Genomic DNA, 26,413 nt, shown 5'->3' on the forward strand with positions numbered 1-26,413 from the left:
CGCACGTCCGGTTCCGTAAACGGCGATTCAGATTAAGTTTGATGCAATGAATGTATAACGGACATACTGACTTTCTAGCCCTTGATAATGCCAGTAGGTGTTATCAAGGATTTTGTATAGAACCGGGCTATAGCCCGAATCACTTTTCCATCGGGATCGGTTGCTATCTTGACGTGATGTCTTTTCCTCGCTTCTTCAACCGTTGCACCATTTGTTTGGCTAATCGAACTTTAGGATTCTTCTTTCGACAGATGGGCTGCAATTGATAAGTTCCATTAAGAATGGTCTATTTCATCATAGATAACGAACGCCTAGTATCCGTTCTTCTTCATCTGTTCGGTCCTTCCTCATCATTTCGAGTAGACAAGTGACTTCTAATGATTCAACTGTACATCTTCGAACAGGTTACCAAGGGAGCCTGGTGTATTCATCAGATCTCCTTAGGTAAGAGCGTACTCTTTCTTTCCATATCCGCACTATAATTCCCCATTGTCACTTTTGACAGTAAGAGCTTATTTTTGCTTTGCAAACTCACTCAATAACAGCCACCCTTGTATGCAGTTTGTATTCCTTAAGACGGAGATTTTCCTCCGACTTCCTTCAGTTTCCGCGTCACCACGGACACTCTTGTCATCAGCTTTCCCTGCTTCTGCCTTCGAGGTTCGGGACTCTCACCCTAAAGATTACACCATAGCCAGGTGCACCTAAAAAAATAGAGAGCCGAATAATCGACTCTCTACCTACTAATTAACAAATATTCAATCCTTAATTACTTAGATGTTGTCTGAGTAACTAACGTTCGTTTGATTATTATTTCACTAGTCCTGCTGCTGCTTTTGCTGCTTCTTCAGCTTTTGTTACTTCAGCCTTAACATCTTCCACAGTAGTAGCTTTCGCGTATGCTGCTTTTGCATCCGCTACTTTTTTAACTTCAGCTGCAACTTTAGTTTGTACAGCTTTTGCATCATTAACTGCTGTTTCTAAAGCTGCTTTATTTGGATCAGCAGGGTTAAGTGCTAAAGCAGCATCTAAAGCTTTTTGAGCTTCATCCACTTTAGTATCTGCTACTGTTTTAGAAGCATTAACTGCTGTTTCAGCAGCTTCAATTTTAGTTTTTGCATCTGCTTTTGCGTCTGCTAAAGCTTTTGCATCAGCATCTGCTGCTATTTTTGCTTCATAACGATTAATTTCTGTTTTTTGAGCTGCTAATTTAGCGAAATCTTCACCGAAATCTGCTTCTGCTGCACCTTTAGCTTTTGCATCATCTACTTTTGCTTCCGCATTTTTAACTTGTTCTTTTGCTGCAGTTAATTTCGCAGCATCGTCAATTGAGTCAGCTGCAGAGTAAGTCAATTTCGCTAATTCTTCTTTAGCTGCATCGATTGCAGTTGCTTTTCCTTGAATTGAGCTAGTAATACCAGAATCAACGATAGAATCTGTTAATGTTACTTCTTTTGCTACTGCTTTGTTAGTGAATAAATCTTGAATTGCCATTACTGTGTTATCTTTACCTTCAGCAATCACATTCACTGTACCAGATTGAGAAGTATTTACTTCTTGGTCTAATACAACAATTAATTCTTTATTTTCTAGACCTTTGTCTTCTGTTCCACCTTCGTGGACACCATCCGTTACTTTACCTTCGACCTTAGTAGAGCCAACTTTCACTACGACATCATCTTTAATGTCACCAGCGATTTTAACATTTTCGTCAAATGTTAATTTAATAGCTTTAGAAGCATTATCAGATGATTTAGCTTTCACATACTCAGCTTTTGTTAATGTTGGAGCTTTATCGTCAGCGAATTTTTTAGTAACTTTGTATACTTTTTCATCACTAGTTTGAACCACTTCACCGTCATCAGTCTTAATATTTTTTGAGAATTCAATTTGCTTCTCTTCATTATTAACTGAATGTTTATCTGCTGGTAAAGTGATTTTAACTGTATCTTTATCTGAATCTGTAAACACAGCTACTGCTCCAGCATAGAACGAATCATTTAACGGTACACCATCAATTTTGTAGTTAGCTAGGTCACGAGCTGAGTCAGCCATTTTTTCTCCATAATTGATTGTCACAACGTTTTTACCAGCAATTTTCTCAACTGTAGTAGCAGTATCTGCAGGCGTCAATGTCCCAGTCTCAGCTTTTGTTACTACCTTAGTTGTTACAGCTGCATTTTCATTATCGTCGATGTCTTTAACTGCACCTTTACCAAATACAACTTCATACGTACCGCTTGGCTTAACTCCTTGAGCTAAGTCTAATTCAATTTTTAAACGTTTTTCATCTTCAGAATCAACAGCTACATTCTTGATTTTTTGCTCGACACCATCTTTAACAACTGTTACGGAGTCAGAAACTTTTACAATCTCTTCATTGAATACAACAACCAAATTATTTCCTTCAATAAAGTTAACTGCGTCCGCTTGTACAACTGGCGCTGAAGTGTCTTTCGCTAATGTAATATTACCAGAGTAGTTTGTTCCAAAAACGTTGTTTGTTCCTTTGAAATCTTTCACTTCTACTGATAAAGATACACTTGATTCTTTAGATCCGTAAAGAGGATTTGATTTATCCGTTAGTGCATAGTCCTCGAAAGTAACTCGGTAAGTGTTTGGTTTTTTCTTATCAGTTACTTTATCAACTTTGTATTGTGACTCTGGGAATGTATAATTTCCTTTTTTAATTACAACATTAGCATCGCCAAATGAATTTACTGCAGTGTTAAGTTTAATATCAAATGTTTTTGTACCTACTGAAGTAATAGACTCTACTGCTGGTTTAGAATTATCAGCTGTTACATTATATGATGTGTTGATAATAGAAGTTTCATTACCTACTGCATCTTTCACGCCATATAATACTACGTTATGGCTGCCTTCTTTAGCTTGATCATTTGTTAAAGTATATTTAACTTCATATTTTCCAGCTTCAGATGAATCAACTGGGCCAGCTTCTGTAGCCTTACCATCAACTTTAATGTTTGCAATTTTTACAGGCTCATTAAATTTCAATGATAATTGGTTACCTTTTACTTTAGTTTCTGCTAAAGTTGGTAATTCTTTATCAACAAAGATTGTTGCAGTACCTTTATACTCTTGAACTTCTTTGTAGTCTTTCGTTAATAAACCTTTTGCGTTAACTCTGTAAGTTTCGTTATTTTTTAACTCGAAACCTTCTTTCAGTGTTAAAATAACTGTTTTACCGTCAACTAGCTCTGCGGTGTAATTAGCTGTGGCTACCTCTTCAGTATCGTTGCCTTTATAGATTTTGTAGTTAGCTACTTTCTCAGCAGCGGCTTCGTTAAGCTCTTTGTTGAAAGTTAGCTTGATTTCTTTAGCATTAATTGCAACTGCGCTCTCAACTTTAGGTGTAGTGAAATCATAAGAAGCTTCTGCACCGTTTACGCTTACTTTACCTTTTTTATTGTCAAGGCTTGGGATAGCAAGTTTGTAAGTAGCGCCTTTGTCGCCAGCTTTTACTTCGCTTGGAGCAACTTTGTCGCCGTCAACTAACACTTTGAAGTTTTCTGCTTTTAAGCCTTCTTTTGCTTCTTTAAGCGTTACTTCTAATGTTTTGTCGTCCGCTACTTTCACAGCGGATGCTGCTGGGATTTCGTATAAGAAATCTTTCGCGCGGTACATGAATAATGCGAACTCGCCGCGAGTCACTTCTTGGTAAGGAGCGAAAGTTGTTTCTGTTTTCCCTTTTGTGATGTCGTTCGCAAGAAGGGCATCTACGTACTTATCCCAGCCCACTTGTACATCTGTGAATTTGTTCTTCGTATCGCCTGCTTCTAATTTGTAGGCATTTGTTAGGATTTTTGCCATTTCTGCACGATTAATGCTGGTATCAGGCTCGAATGTTGTCTTGGTTTTACCGCCAACAATGCCGGCTGCGTAAAGAGCGTTAACCGCATCTTTAACGCGATTGTTAAGGTCTTTGAAAGGAGAGGCAGGCGCATTAGCCGTATCCAATTTCAAAGCGTTCGCAATCATTACTGCCGCATCGCCGCGCTTAATTGTTTTTTCTGGGCCGAATTTTGTTTCAGTTAAACCTTCTGCAATATTGTTTTCAACTAAATAGTTAACAGCATCTTTGTAATCTGCGGTGACATCTTTGAAATCTGCCGCGAATGCCGGAGTGACAGCTGTCGCTACTAGAGTCGCTGTCGCTGCTGTTGCAACGAATTTACGATAAGACTTTGGTTGGTAAGCCATGTAATAGTTCCTCCTGTTTTGTAAAGTATTCTTTGAATTTATGAAATCAACCAGCTGTGGAGCTGGCTGTTCCTCATGATGCGTGAGAGTTTTGCCTCTGTTTTATTCCAGTAATTGGCCATATATGTAATATAAACATGTATTAACAGATACAAACTCAAATACTATTTTATCAAAGCACTACTATTTTTCAACTGTTTTTTCATATTTTACATTATTTATGAAAATGTAAACATTATAAATATGAAGAAAACTATTTGACATAATTCTTCCTGATATTAACAGAATTATGGATATATATTGCTTCAATTCCATAGCTTACTTATTATACACCATATCTCAAGGAAATATAAAGTTTTATTTCCAATAATATTTGTCCATTCAGTGTAATCTTTGAAAAATTATTCTTCTTTTGTTATCGCTTTCAATTTACGCGAATAGAAAAACCCTGGAAAATGCTGCTTTCCAGGGTTACAAGAGTGTGATATAGTCTTATTTTTCAACTAAGCGCATATACATGGTTCTTGTGTCATGTGCCAGCTGTTCGAGGGAGAATCGCTCCGATGCGTGGGCATATAGCCGGTCGCCCATCGCCTGAAGCTCTCCCGCCCGCTGACGGCCGAGGGCTTGCCGGAGCGCTTCGGCATAGGCCTTAGCGTCTCCCGGCGGCACAATCCAGCCGGTGCGGCCATGGTCGATGAGCTCGCCCACTCCCCCGACGTCGGTGGTCACGATCGGCACATGCTGATTGGCCGCTTCAAGCAAAGCGAGCGGAAAGCTTTCGCTGTAGGAAGCGAGCAGGCCGAGGTCGGAGGCGGCGTAGAGGCGGTCGACGTCGCTGCGGAAGCCGAGGAAGTGAACATGGCTTTCCAGCCCGCGCTTGTTCACTTCTTCGATAAGCGTTTGTTCGATCGGGCCGCCGCCGGCGAGCAGCAAATGCGGCCGCTCTTCTTTGTCGAAGGCTTTCAGGGCGTCAAAGACGATCATATGGCCTTTAATCGGATGGAGCCGGGCGACCATCGCCATCACGAAGTCTTGATCGGTCAAACCAAGCTCCTTGCGCGCTGCGGGCACTGCCGGCTCCTTCGTAAAGCGAATGCCGTTGTAGACGGTCTGGATTTTGCGGCCGTCGATGCCGAGCTTCATTAAGTTCTGCTTAAAGCGTTCGGAGACAGCAAAGTAGCCGTCCATTTTCTTTACGGCATACAGGCTTAAAGCGGTGAACAATTTTCCTTTGAAGCCGGATTGGACGAAATCAAGGGACGGATCGCTGTGAACGGTGGTGACCCAACGGATGCCGGTTTTCTTCTTTACATAAAGGCCGAAGAGATTGGCGCGCGGTCCGTGTGTGTGCAGGAGATCGAAGCCTTCGCTCTGAATGAAGCGGGCGAGCTTACGTAAGACGGACAGGTCGTAGCGCGAGCGCTGCGGGAAGCATTCCGTGCGGATGCCGCTCTCCCTTGCCTCCTTGGAGAGCTGGCCTTCCTGAAACACCGCGAGCGCCACTTCTTTCGGAGAGAATTGTTCCAGCAGCGTGATCACATGCTTGCGCGAGCCTCCCTTTTCTCCGCCGCTGATGACGTGAAGCACTTTCATATAGAAACCTCCATATAGAAAGAAAGGCTTTAAAGCGCATAGCGGTTTAAAGCCCTTCTTCTTTATTTTTGAAATAAGATTTTCAATAGAAATTGCGGCAAAGCCATTTGGCGCTTGATCCGCTTCGGCTCCTTCATAAGGCGGTAGAGCCATTCCAAGCCGAATTTGCGGTAGAAAGCAGGCGCCCGCTTCACTTTGCCAGAATAAACGTCGAAGCTGCCGCCGACGCCCTGGAACACCTTGACATCGGGAAGCTTCGGCATGTTTTCTCGAATCCACAGCTCCTGCCGCGGGCTGCCGAGAGCAACGAAAAGCAAGGCCGCTTTGGATTGCTTGATCTTGGCAATCAGCGCTTCCTGATCCTTAACATAGCCGTTTTCATAGCCGGCAACATGCAAGCCGGGAATGGCGGCTTCAAGCTTCTCCTTGGCGGTGCGCACGACCTCTTCCTTCGCTCCGTAGAAGAAGACGCCATGCCCTTCCTCTGCGGCGAACCGCAGCAGCCGGCCCATCATATCGACGCCAGTGACGCGCTCGCGGATGTCGCCGCCCTTCAGCTTGGAGGCGATGATCATGCCGATGCCGTCCGGGATCTGGTACGTTGATTGGTTAATCAGTTCCTTCACGAGCGGGTCGCGGCCGGCCGTAATGACCTTCTCCGGGTTGACCGCGATAACGGTCGACTGCCAGCCTTCTTCCATCCGCCTTCTGATGTCATCGATAATCTCATCGTACGTATACGGGGAAACCGATACGCCCAAGTATTGTTCCTTATCCATTTGGCGCCACCCTCATTTATTAATTGGCTTGCTGATGCTGATCGCTTGGAGTCCGGTCAAGTCGCCGATGCGGTGAACCGTCAGGCTCTCTTCCTGCTCCAGGCCGGTGCAGTTCTTCGTATCGAAGACGACTGGAGTTTCCATTTGCGCAAGCAGCGTTTGCTTATTGAGTGCTTTAAATTCATTGTGATCGGTTAAGATGACGGCAAGGTTCGCACCTTGAACCGCTTCTTCAAAGGAAACGAGCTCAAACGGCACTTGCTCCGCGCGGATATGCGGGTCGTGAATGCGGACATCAAAGCGCGGGTTGGCCAGCACCTTCTGCACGATTTCGATCGCCGGGCTTTCCCTTACGTCGTCGATGTTTCCTTTATACGTTAAGCCGCAAAGAGCGATTTTCGGTTCTTTCAGTTCAGCCGTCAGCTTGATGATCTGCTCGATCACAAAGTCAGGCATCGAATTGTTGATGTCGCGGGAAAGCTGAATCATCAACGCCTCTTGCGGAGCTTTTTCTACAATAAAATACGGATCGACCGCTAAGCAGTGGCCCCCGACGCCCGGACCCGGATGATGCAGGTTAACGCGCGGATGTCTGTTAGCCAGCTCAATCACTTTATGAGCATCGACGCCGAGACGGGCTGAAATCTTTGCCAACTCATTGGCTAAAGCAATGTTGACATCGCGGAAGGTGTTCTCCATTAATTTGGACATTTCCGCTGTGACGGCCTCGGTTTCCAGCACTTCTCCTGTGACGACTTGACGGTACACATCGGCTGCTTTCTTCGTTGCCTCCGGTGTTAAGCCGCCGACGATGCGCGTATTTTCCACCAGCTCGATTAAAATTCGGCCCGGCAGCACGCGTTCCGGACAATGAGCGATATGAACATCCTTCTCGGGATCGAAGCCGGCTTCGCGAATGAGCGGAGCGACGATATCATCCATCGTCCGCGGCGGGATCGTCGATTCCACTATGATAATATTGCCTTCCTTCAGATGAGGAATCACCGCTTTCGTTGCGCTCTTGACGTATTCGACGTTGGCCGTGCAGTCCTCGTGGATCGGCGTTGGCACGGCAATGATGAAGACATCGGCCGCTTCCGGCGCTACGGATGCGCGGAGCTTGCCCGCTGCGACCACTTCTTTGACGACTTCCGGCAATCCGACCTCTTCAATGATTACTTCGCCTTTATTTAACCTCTCGACTACTTGCTTGTTCACATCTACTCCAACGATATCAAAGCCGGCGCGGGCGAATACCGCCGCTGTCGGCAATCCAATGTATCCTAAACCAACAACACAAATCTTTTGCATGGGTGAAAAATCCTTTCTGAATGCTAGTGTGGATTATTTAGTAATTGCTTAACATAGTATAGCAAATTCGCTGAATGCTTGCACTAATTTCGTTGAATGTGGGGGGGTGAAATGTTAAAATGAGGTTTAGCTTTTTATGCGTATTTGACTTGAAGGAGGCTAACCGTTTGAGGGTTGTAGTTTCAGGATTTTATGGATTAGGCAATACCGGGGATGAAGCGATCCTGGAAGCGATTGTCGATAATTTGCGAAATGAAATCGATGATGTTGATATTACCGTGTTTTCCCTGTCGCCGGAGCAGACGGCGCGGGCGCATAACGTCAAGACGGTCTATCGCGGATGGCGCCACCAGAATAAAGAGAAAGTGCAAGCGCTGCGCCAGGCGGATCTTCTGATCAGCGGCGGCGGCGGACTGCTTCAAGATACATATCCGACGAAGTTCTTATTCGGACCGCTGCCTTATTATTTGCTGATCGCTTTTTTGGCGAAGTTATGCGGGGCAAAGGTCATGTTTTTCTCCCAAGGGATCGGGCCTGTCACGTCCGCCTGGGGAAAGATATTAATGAAGGTATTCGCCAACCGCGCCGATTTTGTGACTGTGCGCGATGAATATTCGAAAGACTATCTTCACCAATTAGGTGTGACCCGTCCGGAGACGGTCGTCACGGCGGATATTGTCTTTGCTTTTCAGAAGAAAGAGGATGATGCCTGCATGAAGAGTCTGCCTCTTTCCGCCGATGAGCGGCTGGTTGCTGTATCGGTTCGCCCTTGGTTTGAGCATGGAGATTATTACGAAAAGCTGGCGCAATCACTGGATGAACTGATTGCTTCAGAGGGCATTACGCCGGTATTTGTGCCGATGGAGGGCCATCATGATGTCAACGCATCCAAGCGGGTGATGGAGCATATGAAGCGAGCGGACGCCTGCCACTTGCTGGCGGGGGATTTCACGCCGAATCAGTATTTAAACTTCATCGGCGACTGTGAAATGACGATTGGCTTGCGCCTTCATTCTTTGATTTTCTCCGCTTTGACGGCGGTGCCGCATATCGGCATCAGCTATGATAAGAAGGTGGAGAGCTTGCTGAAGCGATCCGGCATGTGGGATTACTCCTTCCGGCTGGAGGAGCTGGACTCTGTGAAATTGACAGCGCATGCCCGCGATGTGCTAGCGCGCCGGGATGTGTTGAGCAAGAAGGTGGCGAACCATGCCGCGAGCATGCGCCGTGATGCTTTGGAGAATATTGAGCTATTGAAGAAAAAATTTATGTAGAGCGAGGTTTTGGACCGATGAAGATTTTGCTTGCGACGGTGTACCATTATCCGCACACAGGCGGATTGTCGACGCATGTGGCAACGTTGAAAGCGGGTCTGCAGGCGCGAGGGCATGAAGTGGATGTCTTGTCATTCAGCGATGTTCCTGAGTTGACGCAAAATATGAAGGTGCGCGGACCCGGCTTTTTGATGAATAAGCTGTCTAAGGGGAAAGGATTTGTCTTTGGCCTCAAGACGCGCAAGAAGATGCTGCAAAAACTGATGGAAGCGGTGAAGCATAAGAACTACGACATCGTCAACGCTCAGGAAGTGTATGCCACATTTGCCGCTCTGGATGCCAATATGCCGGTTGTTTCAACCGTACACGGCTATTTAACCTATGAAGCGCTGAGCGCCGGGAATATTCTAAAAGACAGTCCGGAAGAGAAGTTCTTAATGGAGGAAGAGGTCAAAGCGTACCGCAGCACGCGCGAGATTATTACGGTGGATACGCGCATCAAAGACTATGTGAAGCGGGAAGCAGGCGTGGAAGGCACAGCGATCCGCAACTTTATTAATATTGATACGTTCCGTCCGGAGAAAGAAAAGAAAAAAGATTTCCGCCAGAAGCATGGCATTGAGGCCGATGTGCCAGTCTTTTTCGTGCCGCGCCGCTTAACGAAGAAAAACGGTGTCATCTACCCGATATTAGCGCTTCCGGCCGTGCTGGAGAAATATCCGAATGCCAAGCTGATTTACGCTGGCACCGGCGAAGCGATGGACGAGATGAAGAGACTGATCGCCGAACACAAGCTGCAGGCCAGCGTGAACTTATTAGGCGCCATTCCGCATGAGGTCATTAAGGAATATTACGCCTTGGCTGATGTCGTGCTTGTGCCGAGCGTGCATTCCGCTGGAGTGGAGGAAGCAACCTCGATCTCCGCGCTAGAGGCGATGGGCTCAGGCTCACCTTTAATCGCCTGCGCGGTCGGCGGACTGAAAGAAATTGTCAATCACGAGGTCGATGGCATTTTAACGGAAGAGAAAAATGTCGAAGAGCTATCTGCAGCGATGATTGACTTATTAGATCACCCGGAAAAAGGCGAAGTGCTTGCCGAGCGGGCCCGCCGGAAAATTGAAGAGGAATACTCGCATTTAGCGGCCGCCGAGAAATATGAAGAAATTTATCAGCGCGCGGTGAAGCGCTGACCGCTGCGGTCTACTGTATTTCGCTGTTTGTGGCCGAAATCTCCCAGATTCCGTCTACAAGCAGCGAACTTCTGCCTTTTAATTATAAGAACCCGGACGATAGAATTGAACTGCACCCCAATCGTTGATATGCTCCCCAATAGATAAACAGATTAAAAAATAAAATCTGTTTATCTATTGGGGAGATATTTTTACGTCTAAATATTCTTTCTCTAAGGAAGAGAAATTAGCAATTATTAAGTTTTACCACGAAGAGCCTTATACCTTAAATGAAGTAGCGAAGCTCGTCAATCTTCATTGCGATACAATAGAATATTGGCAAAACGATTAATGCCATTTTAGTGAAGATGCCCTTGCATCAAAAGGCATTGCGCAAAGTATGTCGCGTAAAGGCTACTGTTATGATAACTCGGTGATGGAGGATTTCTTTGGAATTATGAAGTCCGAGTTCCTTTATTTAAAAGAGTTTAAAAAAAGCGAGCACTTTAAAGAAAATTAGAAAAATACATAAATTATTACAAAACGTTTAGTAGCCAAATTAAAAATGAGTCCGGTGCAACACCGAACTCATTTCACACAAGCCGCTTGACGAAATAACTGTGTCTAATTTTTAGGGGTCACTTCATTTAATTATTGAATCCCTTTAATCATATGATTGAGTTTAAAATAAATTTTACTAAATTCTTTAGCTTCAGGTGAATTTAATTGTCCGTTCATAATATAAGGGCTTTCAGTTGGCCCTTGATAAAAATAATGATAATCACCTTTTATTTTCAAAGGATCAAAAGGTGCTCCTTTATATTCCGGCATCTTAGATTTATGAATTTTGCGAATCGATCCTATAAATAACTCTTTCTTTTTATTCGTTGTATCCTTGTAAAAAAATTCTGTCGTGTACACGTAATCTTTTACTTTTCTTTCTTTAATCGTAATCTTATTTTTCATATAATTCGGCAATTGTATCTTATACACTAGCTTCTGACTATAATAGGGGAAAGTTCTAAATTGCTTCTCTTTCGCTTTCGCTAGGAAAGTGGCAAACTGAGCTCTTGTGACGGCGGCATTAGGACGGAATGTTCCGTCTTTATACCCGAGTGTAATATTATTGCTTGCTAACGCTTTAATGGATTGATAAGCCCAATGCTTTGAAGAAACATCCTTGAATACGTAGGTTCCAGATGCTTTTAAACCAAATCCCTTAGCCAGCATATTAGCCATATAACTCCGCGTCATCGGTTTATAAGGATCTAAATAATGACTTTTTTTAGGGAAAAGCCCTTCGTCCATTACAGCCGCTACATATTTATAGCTTCCATGCGAAGGCGTAATATCTTTAAAGCCTGGGTTTGGACGATTAGACAAGTTGAGCTTCAATACTTTTGCCATCAAAGTCATCGCTTGCACACGAGTTAAATCCTCTTGCGGGCGAAATGTTCCATCTGTGTATCCATTAATCACTTTGTTATCTGTTAAATACGTAATTTCATCGAACGCCCAGTGTGTATTACGCACATCTTTAAACTCTGCCGAAGCCATCAAAGCACTGCTAAAAAACAACAGCATTGCACTAAAAACAGCTAAATATTTTTTCATTTTCATTCCTCCTCACACCCAATTATACCAAACAGAACCATGTAAATAAATGTATTTTATTTTTTTACAAGCGAAGCGAAACTTTAATAATTGACTTTTTGGCGCAGCATCCCCTCCTCAGCTTTTTGTTCTCCACTTCATTTGTAAAGAAAGGATAGCCTTATATTCCAGGTAAAATGAAACTCGTTACTAAACATGGATGCGGATATCTAAACAAAAATTCATTTTTTCCTGGGCATTCACTTAAAAACAGGGCATCGTTTTTGACACCGCTGACTTTTAGTAATGAAGCACCTATTAACATCAAAAGCTTTTTACGTTATGATAATTAAGATTACTATTTTGCTTTGATATTGAGGTGGATTATGTGTCGTTGAAAAAAACGGCTCTCTGGCTCGGATTGCTGGCGCTTGTGGTCAAGCTTTCGGGCTTTTTGCGAGAAAGTATTATCGCGCGCGAATTTGGCGCTAGTGATTATACGGATGGATATTTACTGGCCTTTTCCTTTATAACGCTCGTGATTGCGATGATTTCCGGCGGGTTCAATAATGTATTCTTGCCGCTGTATGTCAAAAATCGCAAGGAAGCGCCCGAGCAGACGGAGCGGAATGCGAACGGCATAATGAATGCGACCGTTCTGCTGTTTATCGGCATCTCCGTCTGCGGCTGGCTGCTGTCTCCGTGGTTTGTTCCGCTTATTTACGGCGATATGACACCGGCGGCGGAGGAAACGGCGGTCGCTATTACCCGCTTTTTCTTCCTGTTTATGAGTGTGATTGCGCTGAATGGCATTTTGGATTCTTATTTGCAGGGGCGGCGCGTGTTCGTGCCATCGCAAATCTCCAAGCTGTCCGCAACGCTGATGGGCGCTGTGTTTGCGCTCTTGTTCTCCGAGCAGTGGGGCATCAACAGCTTGGCCTATGGCTTCATTTTCGGAACGATTCTCGGTGTGGGGATTCAGCTGTTTTTCTTATTGAGAAAAGGCTACCGCTGGGCGCCGACACTGAGGGTCAATGAAGATTTTCGCCGGGCATTTCTCGTGCTGCTCGTGCCTTCGCTGTTAAATTCAGTCGTCGGCCAAGTGAATATGTTTGTCAATAAAGCCTTCGCCTCCGATACGATTCCAGGGGCGGTCACTTATTTGAATAACGCATCATTGATTACGAGCATCCCGCATACGATTTACGGTACGACGATCGCCGTGATTATTTTCACGCTCTTGTCGGAGCAGGTCGATCAGCCAAAGAAGTTTCAGGATACCTTCTTCATGGGTATGCAAATTTCTTTATTGACGCTCGCTCCGATTGCGGCAGGGCTGTTCCTTGTCGGCCAGGAGGCGATTGCGTTTATTTTTGAACGCGGGAAGTTTACAGCGGTGGATACATACAATACGTATTTGGCGCTGATGTTCTATTTGCCGATCATTGTGGCACAAGGCCTGCAGTATATCGTATCGAAGTCGATGTACGCCCGCGGGAAGACGAAGATTATTTTCCGCATCAGTGTGACAACGATCGCTTTGAACGCCGTGCTGAACTGGCTGTTTGTCGGCCCGTTCGGCTATCCGGGACTGGCGCTGACGAGCTCTTTCGTTTCTTTGTATTATTTAATCGTTAGTACTGTGTTTGTCTATAAGGACTTTGAAAAGAAGGAAGCCGCCAGACTCCTTGGCTTAATCGGGCGAGTCGCGCTCGTTACTGCTTTCATGGCCGTGCCGCTTTATGCATTGAAAAAATTCACGCCCGTTTCTGAGCTTTATTCGCTTTGGCAGCTTGCGGTCATTGTCCCGCTCGGCGTTCTCCTTTACACATCCGGTTTGTTCGTCTTTTATCGAGCAGGCTTCCGCCAGCTATTAACGCTTATGAAACGGAAGTCACGAGCATAAAAAGACCAAGTGTCCGGAGTTCCCCGGGCGCTTGAGCTATGCAGGAAGAATCAACTAAAGAATATGATGCAGTTTTCCTTCTTTATAAATCAACAAAGCGCCCGAAACATTCCGGGCGCTTTGTTGATTTTATTTCGCAATAGACAATGGCGTTACATAGCGGGCGGCAATATAGCCCTCTCGATAAGCCAATGCATCTGATATAATTTTTTTCCAAGCGGTTCCTCCGCTTGTCACGCTTCCTAAGATGGCAACAGGCATGCCTGCTTTTCGATATTGATAAAGAACAGTATTATTAGCCAGGCTGCGGACATTCAAGTCTTTCGTATTTGTTAAGGCCAGACTGTATCGAGCAAAGTCTTTGCGCCCCAGCGCTTTGTCTATTTTGTACGCATGACCGGCTACCTTTGCTCCCCACTGGATATCGGAGGCGTATTTCATATTGATCCCTACGCCTTTGTTTCCTGGTGCCGCTCCGTTGGCAACAGATTGTTTCCAAGCAGATCCCGGATTAGGAATGACATAGCGGTCATTCATGTAGCCGTCCGCTAAGTATTGGACGCTGTGCGCTGGAGATGGGAATGACTTTCCTTCTGAAGGGTTGCTGTCGTACACAGCAATGCCAAATAAATTATTGTTATTCAGCGCATGTGAGCTCATTCCATAATCGCTTTCATGGATTGCCATCGCAAGCACCATCAAAGCATTTAAGCGTTTCTCTTTCTCTACTTTTTTCAGTGTAGCTCCGAGGCCAAGAAGCTTGCTTCGCTTAGTGGCATCTTTATATTTCGCTTGGTTCAATGATTGTCTTTCTGCCAGCACTTTCTTTATGTAGCTATCTAATTGCGAAGCAGTATAGCTTGTTTGTGTTCTCATAGATAAGAATTGAAAATACTGATGAGCCTTGCCGACTGCACGGCCGCTTTCATTATAGAAAGTGGCATTATCCCAGCTGTAATACTTTTGACCTGCTGCTAAAAAGTCAGGAGCTGGTCCAGCTTTATAAGAAACATAGTAAGGTTTGGCTGCCGGCACATACAGCTTATGCTCCAATTCTCCATTCACTACCTGATAAAAACTTCGGCCTGGCGCTCCTTCAAAAGGCACAATATAGCCGTCTTCATGTTTCATGTAATAGCTCTTTCCGCCGATGGAGACAATGATATATCGGTCGTTGGAAGTCACATACTTCAGTTCAGCTGTCGGCTGTGCATAAGTGACGGCCGTCTTGAAAGCCGAGTCGCTGTATAGCTGAGCAGTTGACTTACCTGTGGCTGGTTTCACAAAAACCACACCGCTATTTTGCTTCATGTAAATAATCTCTTTGTTATAGGTGACGACTTCCTGGTTTTGATTGCTCATCGCTTGTTTGGCAGCGGGGAACGTATCAAATGAAACCGCAGAGTAAGTAATCTTTCCAGATGCATCCACATTGCCTACTTGGTAAGGCTTCGGCTTTTGAGGCTGCGAATTTCCCGGAGGAACTGGCGGCGTATTGTCCTCTATGATTTCTCCGGAAGCTTTAAGCAGACGATAAATGAAAGCGGCTGATTGCGCACGTGTTGCCTGTTCATCTGGACGGAAGCTTCCGTCATTATATCCTTTAATAATGTTCAATGAAACGCTTCTGTTAATCGCCTGCTGATGATCGGAAGTGAGCCACTTAGTATCTGTAAATCCAGCATTCTTTGCTTCTACTTTAATATTTAAATAATTTAAAGCACGGCTGATCATTAAAGCCATATCTTTTCTTGTAATCGTTTGTTCAGGAACAAAGGTATCTTTTGTTTTTCCTTGAACGATTTTTGCAGCTGCAGCAGCATTAATCCCATATGCCAAGCTGGAAGCAGGCGACACATCTTTAAAGACAGACGGGCCGTTTGGAAGCTTTAACGCTCTGGATAAAAAACTGGCAAATTCCCCTCTTGTTACTTTCTTGTCCGGTGCGTATTTTCCATTTCCATAGCCATTGATCACCCCAGCTTGCACCATCGCCCGAAGTTCTTTTTCTAAGGTGATTCCGGTAATATCGTCCGCTTTTGTGTTTAATGGCGATAAAAGCGGGAAAAATAAGACTAACGACAATACAATAGCAAATAGTTTTTTCGGCATAATATACTCCTCTCTAAAAATTGTTCACTCACCTATTGTATCGGAGAGTGCTAGTATTTTTAACAAAAAATATATTTTTTGTTGAAAATTTATAAAAAAATAGCCTTGGAATTATCCAAGACTATTAATCTATTAATCTGCGTTCATTGCGTTATATAAAGCTGTTGTAAATACAGCACGTGAGGCACTGCGAGGTCCGTTATATTTATCTGTTTTAAAGACACCTGTTTTATCAATTGCCTTCATTGTCGTAATCGCATCAAACGCCCAGCTGTTTGAACGTACATCGCTGTATCTGTTGCTGGCTGCCGCTGCATTCCCGTGACTTAAGTCGAATGCTTTCTTGGCAATCACAGCCATTTCCGTGCGAGAAATGTAATCATAAGGCTTAAAGCGTCCATCTGAAAATCCGGTAATAATCCCAGATTCGCGAATTGCTGCGATATCTTTGGAAAACGGATTGGAAGGACTTACATCTTTGAAATGATTAATATTTGCGGGTGTCCGCTTCAGCACACGATTGATGAATGCTGCTGCTTGACCGCGCGTAACCGGATCATTAGGCTTGAACGTGTAATTCTTAAAGCCTTGAATAATGTTCTTATCTGTTAACTCATCAATTGCTGTGTAGGATAAAGAGTTTTTGGGCACATCTTTGAACTTACCGTCGATAATGCGTTTTGCTCCTGCATACCTAGGTCCCCAGTAGCCGTTGCTTAGAGAGACAAGGTCGATGCCATCACTTGAAGTTGCATTTAACACCAGATTGCCTCCAGCATAAATACCTACGTGTGAAATGCCGCGGCGATATGTATTTTTGAAGAATACTAGATCGCCAGGCTGCAACTGGCTCTTGGAAACAAAAGTTCCTACACGATATTGCTGATCTGTTGTTCTAGGAATCGAAATTCCGTGATTCTTGTAAACATATTGGGTAAATCCCGAACAATCAAATCCGCTCGGAGTCGTTCCTCCAAAACGATACTTAACGCCCATAAACTTTTTACCGTAATTAACCAATGACTCTCCTAATGACGCTGCTTGTGCAGGAGGCGATAAAGGAGCAGCCGTCAATATTACACAAAAGGCTACAATCGCCGCCAGCAACTTCCTACCTTTCCTCACTTTAAACCCCCTAGTTTATTTCCTGTTATTCTCGTTACTGCTATTCTATCAAATATATGCCTATTCTTCCTTTACGGTTGCATTACAATACCATTTCGACTTGTAATTATTGAAAGACCTTGCAATTTAACGCTTTTTTCGCCCCTATATGCACTGTTGTAACAAAACCATTCTTAATTCTTGCTTTTTTGCGTTTTTTTAACACGATTACGTAATATTGAAATACTACAGTAATTTTACTGAATTAACTGAAAATTATAGCTGTTTATTAACAGTTCAAAGGACTGCCTCAGAAGAGACAGCCCCTTGTATTTAGCGTAGACGAAACTCTTTATTTTTTGCTTTTGCCAGAAATGAGGAGAAATTCGCGCGGCTGATCTTTTCATAAGGTCGGAAGTAGCCGTTTGAATAGCCATTCACGATGTGAAGAGCGGTTAATCCATTAATATATTGATAGCCCGTTACATTCTCTGTGACGTCCTTGAAACCGCCTTGCGCTTTGCCTGTAATCTCAAATGCTTTTCCGATGAGAATAGCCATTTCTGCCCTCGTTACTTGTTGATTCGGACGATAAAGGCCATCTTGGAAGCCTTTAATAATTTTTTTCTCGGCTAATACTTCAATAAATGGAGCGCTGGTGCCTGAGACGTCTTTGAATCTTGTGCCTGACTTCGCTGGATCAGGTGCTATGCCAATGGCTTTCCCTATCAGAATTGCTGATTCTCCTCGAGTTAGCAGACGATCGGGCCGGAAGTTACCGTCATGGTAACCGCTTATTATCCCTTCATGCTGCAAGTAGGCGATAAAGCGGTTATACCATATGGAGGCTGATAGATCTTTTAATACCGGAGAAGGATTATTGACCTGCAGCAGTATCCGGCTCGTCTCTTCCTTCCCATTTATCACCGGTTTAAATTCATATTGGATCGTTCCCTTTGTTGCATAATCTATGATTTCCGAAGCAGTTGTCTGTTTGGCAATAAGGGCACCGAAACGGTACACATTATATGCTTCGTATCGACTGGCCAATTGACTTGTATCGATTATAATTTTGCCTTTGCCATCCGTTTTGTATGGAATCGTGACTGGGTCGCTCTCTTCCGTTTTATCCACTTGGGCTAATCCGTATCCATAATAAGCATCTCTTCCTTTTGGCCCCAGATCCTTAGCGTTAGCCTGGAGAAGCTTCCTAATTTGTGCGCTGTTCATTTGCGGATACTTTTCTTTATATAAGGCAATCAGACCTGTTACATACGGAGATGCCATAGAGGTTCCTGACATAAATTCATAACCGGATTTCGTTCCGCGGCTAGTCATTAAAGCTGTCGGAAACGTGCTGTAAATATTCTCTCCCGGCGCAGCCACTTCAACTTCCTTGCCAACAGAGGAAAGCTCGCCGTACTGTTTATAATGATCAATGGAGGAAACTGCAATAACTTCTTTGAATCTAGCAGGATATTGAACAGTCGTCGGTTCACCAGCAAGCGGTTTTCCTTCATTTCCGGCAGCCGCCACAAGAATGATCCCCGCCTGACTCGCTTTCTGAATCATTTGCTCCAAAGCGCTGTCATAGTAAGGAGAAGTGACACTAATATTTAAAATATCTATCTTTTGCTTCATGGCCCATTCAATCCCTGCCATGATCGTTGATGTGCTGCCGTCACCGTTTTTGTCCAAGACTTTAATGGAATAAAGCTGAGCCTGCGGAGCAATCCCTACCACGCCGATTGAATTGTTTTTTGCTCCGATTACCCCCGCTACATGAGTGCCATGGCCATTATCATCGTTATAGGAATGAAGGCAGCCATCAGGTGAAAACTTGTGCATCATGCAAGCTCCTCCTGCCAGCTGCAGATCCGGATGCTTCGTATCCACACCGGAATCCAATATGCCCACTTTTACCCCTTTTCCGCTCAGGTTCATCGGTATTCGCTTATCGGCTCCAACAGCTTTATAGCCCCAAGGTACTACCTGCCCACTTGTCTTCATTTTGCGGTCATAGTGAATTCTTTCAACTTGCGGAGAGCTTTCCAGGTGGGCTTGTTGAGTCTCCGTTAATTCAACAGCTGCTGCCGGCAGCTCTTCAAATACATGATTTATACTATTTGTATGACTTTTCAGAAGTTCAAAATCAACCGTCTCATGAAAGAAGATTATAGCCTTTTTCATGTTTGAAGAGTTTACGTCTTCGGCTGAGGGGGAACTATGAAAATAAAGAAAAGAAGCAATTAATAGAAGTAAGTATCTTGCTAGTTTGCTCATTCAGGTCACCTCATTTACAGAAATAAAAAAGGAGACGATTTACCGTCTCCTTACCATTGTAACCTTAAAACTTGTTATATACCAATTATAAAATTTTACTATTTTATTACATTGTACAATGAGTCTACTTGGTAACCCTTGGCCTTATAATAGTCCAAAATACCGTAGCTGATGGCTTTAGCTGCTACGTCGCGCCAGTATGGAGAACGAAGCTTTTGATTGTCGTGATAGTTGTCAATGAAACCGAGCTCCACTAAAACAGCTGGCATCGTATTTTCGCGGATGACATGGAAGTTTCCATTTTTCACGCCGCGGTCTTTCAGCTTCCAGGCAGTAATTAAGCGCTTTTGGATTTTTGAAGCCAGCAGCTTGCTGTCAGCCACGTTCGGATTTCTGTACGCGGAATAATAATAGGTCTCCGTTCCGTTTGCCGAACCGTTAAATGCATTGTTATGGATGCTGACAAACACATCAGCTCCTGCCCTTTTCGCAAAGCTTACCCGTCCGCTAAGAGTAGGGTACCAATCACTTGAACGAGTCATTTTCACTTGAAACGGTGTTTTCTTTAAGTAGCTGTTCACTTTTAATCCTGTAGCTAACGCGACATCCTTCTCAAGGAGGCCATAGCCGTCAGATCCAGGGTCGCTGCCGCCGTGGCCAGGGTCAAGAACAATGACTTTTTGGGCAATGCGCGGATCGACATTTCCCGCAGGCTGTATAGGTTTCGGATCTGGCTTAGGAGCTGGAACTCCTCCTGGCGGTATGATCGTTACGTTGGGCTTTTCGTTGTTGATATAAGCGCTATGAACATAACCTTCAACGGAGCCGGCTTTGATGTAAAACCATGCGCCGACATTATATGCACCAGCTACCTTGTTTCCTTTATTCAAAACGCCTGTTTTCTTGTAAGAAGAGCCAGGACCCGTACGAACATTTAGGTCATTCGTATTCACTGTCAATTGTTGTGGGAACTTTACAGTATTCGCTCTGAAGCGATAATCCGGATTCAGCGCGCGCGCCAAGAATACAGCAAAATCCGCGCGGATCAGCTGCTTGTTGAAGCTGAAATATCCGTTTCCTGTTCCTTGAGCAATTCCTAATGACATTAATGCATGTGCGGCGCCTCCACTTGTATTATTGAATGAATACCGGAACGCTTTAGCAATCATTAATGCCATTTCGCCGCGGGTTACGACTTTCCCTGGTGCAAACTTGCCTCCGCCATATCCTGAAAGAATTCCTTTCTCAACAGCTGATTGTATGTATCCTGAGGCGAACGAGCTGGCACCCACATCCCTGAACGACGTAGAACGCTGCTTACCGTTTAACTGAAGTGCACGTCCTATGAAAGTAGCCGCTTCGGCTCGAGTCACTGTCTTATTCGGTGAGAACTTATTATTCGATCCTTGTGTAATTCTCCCTTCAGCTAAATAGTTAATTTCCTTTAATGCTCGGTGGGAAGAATTAATATCTGTAAAGTATCCAGCCGCTTGGACAGAGTCTTTCGCTCCAAATAGAGGGATGATTAAAAGCAATGACAAAATCACAGAAAATGCTCTCTTTTTCACGCCTCTACCTCCTTTCTTATTTTTTTCCATTTTAACATACAAAATTAACTCCTATGAATCTCATTTCATTTTAAAAATAGATTACAAGTCTAAACCCCTAATCCATCAATATTCTACAAATTTCATTTCAAAAATTTTAATATTCGTAATAAGCATGAAATATATTTATTATTGAAAATTTTTCGTTTCTTTCTAGCTTTTTCTTCATCTTTATCTCTTTCCAGAATTCGTGTTTTGAATTTCCGTTATTTATTTTATAATGAAAAGATACGATAAATGATGAACGGAGGCTTTTATATGGCTGTCAACAAACAGAAACTGGATGATTTTTCCTCGGAATTAAAGCTAGAGCTTCGTCCAGCGCTTCCGCACGATCAAGCAATTATTCAAGAAGGGTACCGTATATACAAAGATGGCCGTGCGCTCATCATCAAAAGTGAAAAACATTTGATTATAGGCGAAGCAGAAGAATTGGAGCAATCATTTACGGTGCATCTGGATTTAGCATTCCCTTCCTTTAGCTCTTGCACTTGCCCCAGAGAGCACTGGTGCAGCCACCAAGCGGCCGTTTTTTTTACAGCTTATGAAAAGGAGGTATCCATTGATCAATGGATACAGGAATGGCAGACTTCAGCCCATGCTTTGGCTTCCATTCCCGGCGTAATGCGGGCCAGCGACTTATTAAAAAGCCGCATAACCACAGAAGACGGTCCGGAAGTATGGATGGCTCACATCGCGCGAACTGCCGGGGAAAGACTGTCTCCATCCGCCATCCGCAAAAACCCTTATCTTCTCGATTATCAAGGGCGGAATGTGTACGACACGCTGCTGAAGCATACGCCGGCAAAAAGAGAATGGCAGCCGCTTTATGAGCTGTTTGTCTGCTGCGGCCTGCTGACCTTCCTTGCTGAATCATTGAATGACAGCGACTGCTCGCCTGAGCTGCTGCACCGCTCCTGCTCTGCTTTCCTCTTCTTTCTTGTAGAAGAAGCGGCCAATGCGGCGGAAGAAATCGGTGTGCATGCGCTGCCTTTCGAATTTGACCGCTATATTGATTACTTGCGGAAAGCTTCCGGTGAGCTGCTGTCTCCCCAGTGGTCGGTATTTCCTAATCAGCGGATTGATTTATATCGTTTCCTGTGGAGCTTCCTATTCAAAAGAGAAGCGTGGCGCAAAGAAGAGCGCAAGCGGCTGGCCAATGAGCCGCCTAATCCCGCGGCCGCCATTGCCTATCTCCATCAGCTCTATCTGTCCAATCAGCTTGAGCTATTCGAGAAGACGGCGGAACAATCACCAGAAGCCGGGCTTGAATTCTACACCTTCTGGCTGCATGAAGCCTTCTCAGCGAAACAATACGGCAAGGTCCGGCTGCTGCTGGCTATTATGGAACGCAAACTGGAAGGCTATTTAGAAAACTTAGGCGAGAGCTTCAAATGCCGCCGCTTTGTCAACTGGCTTCTTACCCATCTCGATACGAACTGGCTGACGGCGAAAGAACCTCAGCTCTACAAAAGCCTGCTGGAGCGAATGCTCCCCTACAGCTATGGCGAACTGAGCATGCATCTTATGGAGACGAAACAATTTCAGGAATGGGCGGAGCTGCAATCTTGGATCGGCTACGACTTGCTGGAGCTGGACAGAGCGGGATTAAAAACCGCTGCCAAGCTGGCGCCGAAGGAAGTGCTACCGCTTTACCATCATGGAGTGAACCAGCTGATCAATCAGCGCAACCGCGACAGCTACAAAAAAGCTGTGCGTTATTTAAAGCGGCTGCGGACCCTGTATAAGAAGCTGAAACGCACAGACCGCTGGGATCTATATATCACCGCACTGCTCGAAGACCATAAACGGCTGCGAGCTTTTCAGGAAGAGTGCAGAAAGGGTAAACTGACGGATGCTTAGAACTAAAACGATCAAGATACACATGACATTAACAAAAGAGCAATGGTTTTTTTTGTATGCCGAAGACAGGAACGGATCAGAGCTTCCTCCCGGTGAATGGATCAAGCAGCTCTTCTTGCATCATGAAGAAAGCTTTTATGGCTCCCGCCTTCCACAGCTCGTGCTTGAAGGCCGAAACGGCGTGCGGCTGTCAGCTTGGCAATGGGTCACTTTGTTTAAAAGCGAACAGTTTAACCGTTTCATTCATTGGGAATGGGATGAACTCGGTCACTTCAGTCTGGGGGTCGCTCCCGTGCTTTACGAAACGGTGGCTGACGGCCGCTTCTTGCCAGACTTTCAGGAGGATGGCGTAACGTGGAAAGTCCCGAACGAAGTCTGGGAGGAATTTTCCCCTTCTTTTTGGGAGGAATATGTGCTTACGATGAGCAACCGTGAGCTCATCACCTCCCTTTTCCAGCTATGTGCAGAGGAAGCCTTCCAGGAGGCTGGAAACGCTCGGCAGCGGCTGAACCAATTGGCTGGAGGCAAGCTGACACATGATGAGCTGAACCGCTTTTTCGATCCGGCTCGCTGGCGCGAGTGGATAGGCACGAAACCAAGCGAAGCGCCTTTCTCTGCCGGTCTCCGGCTGACCGAACCCGCGAAAGACGGCGAATCCTGGCAGCTGGAGACCGTACTGATTCACAAGAAAAATCCGGAGAAGATTTATCCGCTGGCCGGGCGCCGGCCCAAAAGCTGGGAGCCGTTTCTTGAAGAAGCGGCGCTCGAGCAAGCTCGCTGGCTGCGGCTATTTCCATGGCTGAATGACAGCGGACAGCTTCGTTCTCAGCTTGCGGAAGAAAAAGCATTTCTATTTCTTACAGAAGCCAGCGAGAAGCTGATGCAGCTCGGCGTGCCGATTCTTCTGCCCTCTTGGTGGGAATCGGTTCGCAAAGCCTCCCTCTCGCTTTCAGCCAAAGTTTCGTCCCAGGGCGCCAGCCGCCGCCCAGCCATGGTCGGTTTACAAGCCATTCTAGACTTCAATTGGCGCTTATCTATGAACGGTGCGGAATTAACGGAGGAACAGTTTGAAGAGCTGGCGGCAGCCAACCGCCGGCTCGTGAAGGTAAATGGCGAATGGATCCAGCTCGACCCTGACATGGTCCGCAAAATTCAAGGGCTTATGAGAAAAGCGAAAAAAGAAGGGCTGCGAATTCAGGATTTGCTTGAGCAGGAGCTTAGAGATGATCAGGTGCCTGCCGATGAATGGTCAGATCCGCGCCTGTTCGCTCAAATACAAATCGACTTAAATCGCTCCTTTCAAAAAATGATGGCGCAGCTCAGAGATGCTCACAAGATTCCGCTTGAACCGGCCCCTGCCCAATTGCATGCCGAACTGCGGCCGTACCAGCAATTGGGAATGAGCTGGATGCTATTCTTGCGCTCATGTGGATTAGGCGCTTGCTTGGCTGACGACATGGGTCTTGGAAAAACGATTCAATTGATTTCTTATCTGCTTCACGTAAAAGAGCGGGAAAAACCGGAAACGCCGGCTTTAATTATTTGCCCGACATCGGTTCTCGGCAACTGGCAAAAGGAATTGGAACGCTTTGCTCCCAGCCTGCGCACCGTTCTTCATTACGGCAGCACCCGCCATCAAGAAGGCGACTTGCAAGAGGCGGTTCAAGGAGCAGATGTGGTGCTGACCTCCTACGGGCTGTCGCATCTGGACTTTGATGTAATTTCGCCGATTGAATGGAGCACGGTGGCCCTGGATGAAGCGCAAAACATTAAAAATGCGCATACGAAGCAGTCCCGCGCCATCCGCCAATTAAAAGGCAAGCATCATATCGCATTGACAGGCACGCCGATGGAAAACCGCCTGTCCGAATTATGGGCCATCTTTGACTTTACCAATCATGGCTACTTAAGCAGCCTGCAGCAATTCCAAAAGAATTATATTGTGCCGATTGAAAAGGACAGCAACAAAACAAAAGTCAAACAGCTTCAATCCAAGATTCGTCCTTTCTTATTGCGGCGCACGAAAACAGATCCTGAAGTGGAGCTGAATTTGCCAGATAAGCTTGAACAGAAAGAATACTGTCCGCTAACCCCCGAACAGGCGGTGCTCTATGAGCAGCTTGTACGGGAAACGATGGAGGAAATCGGCACGCTTTCCGCTTTTGAACGGCGCGGATTGATTTTAAAAATGCTCAACAAAATGAAACAGCTTTGCAATCATCCCGCCCTCTATTTAAAAGAAGATCATCCCCACCATGTGATCGAGCGCTCAGAAAAAATGAATAAGCTGATGGAGCTGATCGATCACATTCAAGAGCGGCAGGAAGCTTGCCTAATCTTCACGCAATATATCGGCATGGGCGAGTTAATCCAGCGGGAAATCGAACGCCGCTTCGGTATAGCCGTTCCATTTCTAAACGGCAGCACATCCAAGGAACAGCGGGACCGTTTAGTAAAGAACTTTCAAGACGGAGGATTTCCCGTCTTCCTGCTTTCCTTGAAAGCTGGCGGGACAGGGCTGAATTTAACAGCGGCAAATCACGTCATTCATTACGACCGCTGGTGGAATCCTGCCGTTGAAAATCAAGCGACCGATCGGGCATACCGGATCGGCCAAGACCGCTTCGTGCACGTCCATAAAATGATTGCGACCGGCACACTGGAAGAAAAAATCGACCTGATGCTCGAGAAGAAGCAGGCGCTGAACGAAGAAATCATCCGCAGCGATCAATGGGTAACGGAATTATCCAATGAGGAACTGCTTGAACTCATCAGCTTGAGTGAATAATCAATAGCCGGTTCTGAGGAGAGAACCGGCTATTTACATGGGGAGGTTATGCGGGGGGTCTATGGATGGGCCATTACAGCGGGGAGTTAAAGCTTAACATCCGCGTAAGAGACTAAACGGATACGATCTTCCAGCTTTTCTACTTTATTTTCCAGCACGCGGATTCTTGCCAGCGCTTTTCCCAGGCAATAAGTCAATTCCTCTACTTGTTCTTCTCTGTAAGCATTCGCTTGTTGAATGGATAACACCCTCTTCCTCCTGCTATGGAATGGTTAGAATCGGCAAGACCTCAGACGACTCGTTTCGCCTTTTGTCCAAAAAGCGGACCGTATGAGCGAGCACCTCGGTGACGTACACTCTCTTGCCGCTTTTGTCCTCGTAATTTCTCGTCTGAATGGCGCCAAGCACTCCAACAAGCGAGCCTTTGCAGCAATACTGCGCCGTGTTTTCAGCCAGCTTGTTCCAGACCGTGCAGTAGATGAAATCTGTGGCGGCCGCTCCTTCCTTTGTGCGATAAGGACGGCTTACAGCAACGGTCATGTTCAAAATCCCCTTACCGTCTGCCGTGTACCGCAATTCAGGATCCTTCGTCAATCGTCCGACGAGCGTTACTTGATTGATGATTTCTTTAACCTCCTTTCCGATCGGATGGTCTCATCATACAAGGGGGCCGGATTGGATGTAAAATGGCTAATTTGCCTTTTTACTCCTGCTTTTTTGGCAAATTTCGCTGTTTTCCTCTCAAGAAAAGTCTTTTTTTTGCGGTCAAACGAGGAAAATCGACGAATTTTCCTCTTCTGCAGT

16 protein-coding genes and 1 pseudogene are annotated in these 26,413 nt (G+C 45.3%); 6 read left to right on the forward strand and 11 right to left on the reverse strand.

The window, feature by feature from the left end; translation table 11 throughout:
• Positions 1–810: 810 nt before the first annotated feature.
• From CEF20_RS13510 to CEF20_RS13525, 4 genes are all read right to left on the reverse strand, one after another.
• Entirely contained in the window at positions 811–4,224 is a 3,414-nt protein-coding gene (locus CEF20_RS13510) for an S-layer homology domain-containing protein (RefSeq protein ID WP_100332439.1), read from the reverse strand.
• Between the two features lie 492 nt (positions 4,225–4,716).
• Positions 4,717–5,820 (reverse strand): glycosyltransferase, encoded by a 1,104-nt coding sequence (locus CEF20_RS13515; RefSeq protein ID WP_100332440.1) that lies wholly within the window; start codon positions 5,818–5,820, stop codon positions 4,717–4,719.
• A 62-nt stretch (positions 5,821–5,882) separates the two neighbouring features.
• Complete coding sequence (locus tag CEF20_RS13520) at positions 5,883–6,599, reverse strand: WecB/TagA/CpsF family glycosyltransferase (RefSeq protein ID WP_100332441.1); 717 nt, start codon at positions 6,597–6,599, stop codon at positions 5,883–5,885.
• 12 nt (positions 6,600–6,611) lie between these two features.
• Positions 6,612–7,910 carry a nucleotide sugar dehydrogenase gene (locus CEF20_RS13525; RefSeq protein ID WP_100332442.1) on the reverse strand — a complete coding sequence of 433 codons (1,299 nt, stop codon included), beginning with the start codon at positions 7,908–7,910 and terminating at the stop codon, positions 6,612–6,614.
• A gap of 167 nt (positions 7,911–8,077) precedes the next feature.
• Between CEF20_RS13525 and csaB the strand changes: the two genes are divergently transcribed.
• The 3 genes and pseudogenes from csaB to CEF20_RS13540 all read left to right on the forward strand — a co-directional run.
• Positions 8,078–9,184 carry a polysaccharide pyruvyl transferase CsaB gene (gene csaB / locus CEF20_RS13530; protein ID WP_100332443.1) on the forward strand — a complete coding sequence of 369 codons (1,107 nt, stop codon included), beginning with the start codon at positions 8,078–8,080 and terminating at the stop codon, positions 9,182–9,184.
• Between the two features lie 17 nt (positions 9,185–9,201).
• On the forward strand, positions 9,202–10,374 hold the full coding sequence (locus CEF20_RS13535; protein ID WP_100332444.1) for a glycosyltransferase family 4 protein: 1,173 nt from the start codon (positions 9,202–9,204) through the stop codon (positions 10,372–10,374).
• 352 nt (positions 10,375–10,726) lie between these two features.
• Positions 10,727–10,963, forward strand: a pseudogene (locus tag CEF20_RS13540) (IS3 family transposase); the annotation flags it as partial.
• 41 nt (positions 10,964–11,004) lie between these two features.
• On the opposite strand, the gene CEF20_RS13545 reads toward CEF20_RS13540, so the two are convergent.
• The gene (locus CEF20_RS13545; RefSeq protein ID WP_198508534.1) at positions 11,005–11,967 is read right to left on the reverse strand and encodes an S-layer homology domain-containing protein; all 963 of its coding nucleotides are present in this window, start codon (positions 11,965–11,967) and stop codon (positions 11,005–11,007) included.
• Between the two features lie 367 nt (positions 11,968–12,334).
• Here CEF20_RS13545 and murJ point away from each other — a divergent pair, with 367 nt between their 5' ends.
• Complete coding sequence (murJ, locus tag CEF20_RS13550) at positions 12,335–13,852, forward strand: murein biosynthesis integral membrane protein MurJ (RefSeq protein ID WP_100332446.1); 1,518 nt, start codon at positions 12,335–12,337, stop codon at positions 13,850–13,852.
• Between the two features lie 129 nt (positions 13,853–13,981).
• Here murJ and CEF20_RS13555 read toward each other — a convergent pair whose 3' ends face one another.
• The 4 genes from CEF20_RS13555 to CEF20_RS13570 form a co-directional block, all read right to left on the reverse strand.
• Positions 13,982–15,964, reverse strand: coding sequence for an S-layer homology domain-containing protein (locus CEF20_RS13555; RefSeq protein WP_100332447.1), 1,983 nt, complete (start codon positions 15,962–15,964; stop codon positions 13,982–13,984).
• A gap of 132 nt (positions 15,965–16,096) precedes the next feature.
• Positions 16,097–17,089: a C40 family peptidase gene (locus CEF20_RS13560; RefSeq protein ID WP_100332448.1), complete on the reverse strand. Its 993-nt coding sequence runs from the start codon at positions 17,087–17,089 to the stop codon at positions 16,097–16,099.
• 312 nt (positions 17,090–17,401) lie between these two features.
• Complete coding sequence (locus CEF20_RS13565; protein WP_198508535.1) at positions 17,402–19,258, reverse strand: S8 family peptidase; 1,857 nt, start codon at positions 19,256–19,258, stop codon at positions 17,402–17,404.
• A 191-nt stretch (positions 19,259–19,449) separates the two neighbouring features.
• Positions 19,450–20,919 (reverse strand): N-acetylmuramoyl-L-alanine amidase, encoded by a 1,470-nt coding sequence (locus CEF20_RS13570; protein ID WP_232713533.1) that lies wholly within the window; start codon positions 20,917–20,919, stop codon positions 19,450–19,452.
• Positions 20,920–21,216: 297 nt separating this feature from the next.
• Here CEF20_RS13570 and CEF20_RS13575 point away from each other — a divergent pair, with 297 nt between their 5' ends.
• Entirely contained in the window at positions 21,217–22,821 is a 1,605-nt protein-coding gene (locus tag CEF20_RS13575) for an SWIM zinc finger family protein (RefSeq protein ID WP_100332450.1), read from the forward strand.
• Positions 22,814–25,609 carry a DEAD/DEAH box helicase gene (locus CEF20_RS13580; RefSeq protein ID WP_100332451.1) on the forward strand — a complete coding sequence of 932 codons (2,796 nt, stop codon included), beginning with the start codon at positions 22,814–22,816 and terminating at the stop codon, positions 25,607–25,609. The genes CEF20_RS13575 and CEF20_RS13580 overlap by 8 nt, the downstream gene beginning before the upstream one ends.
• 86 nt (positions 25,610–25,695) lie before the next feature.
• Here the strand turns inward: CEF20_RS13580 and CEF20_RS16710 are convergent, their stop codons facing one another.
• Both CEF20_RS16710 and CEF20_RS13585 read right to left on the reverse strand, forming a co-directional pair.
• Positions 25,696–25,857 carry a hypothetical protein gene (locus tag CEF20_RS16710; RefSeq protein WP_157796289.1) on the reverse strand — a complete coding sequence of 54 codons (162 nt, stop codon included), beginning with the start codon at positions 25,855–25,857 and terminating at the stop codon, positions 25,696–25,698.
• Between the two features lie 13 nt (positions 25,858–25,870).
• Positions 25,871–26,233: a single-stranded DNA-binding protein gene (locus tag CEF20_RS13585; protein ID WP_100332452.1), complete on the reverse strand. Its 363-nt coding sequence runs from the start codon at positions 26,231–26,233 to the stop codon at positions 25,871–25,873.
• Positions 26,234–26,413 lie beyond the last annotated feature (180 nt).

The organism is Bacillus xiapuensis (assembly GCF_002797355.1).
GTDB lineage: Bacteria > Bacillota > Bacilli > Bacillales > Domibacillaceae > Bacillus_CE > Bacillus_CE xiapuensis.

Coding starts and splice junctions, on each gene's coding strand:
- CEF20_RS13565 (WP_198508535.1), bottom strand. CDS start 19,258: ATGAAAAAGGCTATAATCTTCTTTCATGAGACGGTTGATTTTGAACTT.
- CEF20_RS13535 (WP_100332444.1), top strand. CDS start 9,202: ATGAAGATTTTGCTTGCGACGGTGTACCATTATCCGCACACAGGCGGA.
- CEF20_RS13545 (WP_198508534.1), bottom strand. CDS start 11,967: ATGAAAAAATATTTAGCTGTTTTTAGTGCAATGCTGTTGTTTTTTAGC.
- CEF20_RS13515 (WP_100332440.1), bottom strand. CDS start 5,820: ATGAAAGTGCTTCACGTCATCAGCGGCGGAGAAAAGGGAGGCTCGCGC.
- CEF20_RS13520 (WP_100332441.1), bottom strand. CDS start 6,599: ATGGATAAGGAACAATACTTGGGCGTATCGGTTTCCCCGTATACGTAC.
- CEF20_RS13575 (WP_100332450.1), top strand. CDS start 21,217: ATGGCTGTCAACAAACAGAAACTGGATGATTTTTCCTCGGAATTAAAG.
- CEF20_RS13580 (WP_100332451.1), top strand. CDS start 22,814: ATGCTTAGAACTAAAACGATCAAGATACACATGACATTAACAAAAGAG.
- CEF20_RS13525 (WP_100332442.1), bottom strand. CDS start 7,910: ATGCAAAAGATTTGTGTTGTTGGTTTAGGATACATTGGATTGCCGACA.
- CEF20_RS13555 (WP_100332447.1), bottom strand. CDS start 15,964: ATGCCGAAAAAACTATTTGCTATTGTATTGTCGTTAGTCTTATTTTTC.
- CEF20_RS13510 (WP_100332439.1), bottom strand. CDS start 4,224: ATGGCTTACCAACCAAAGTCTTATCGTAAATTCGTTGCAACAGCAGCG.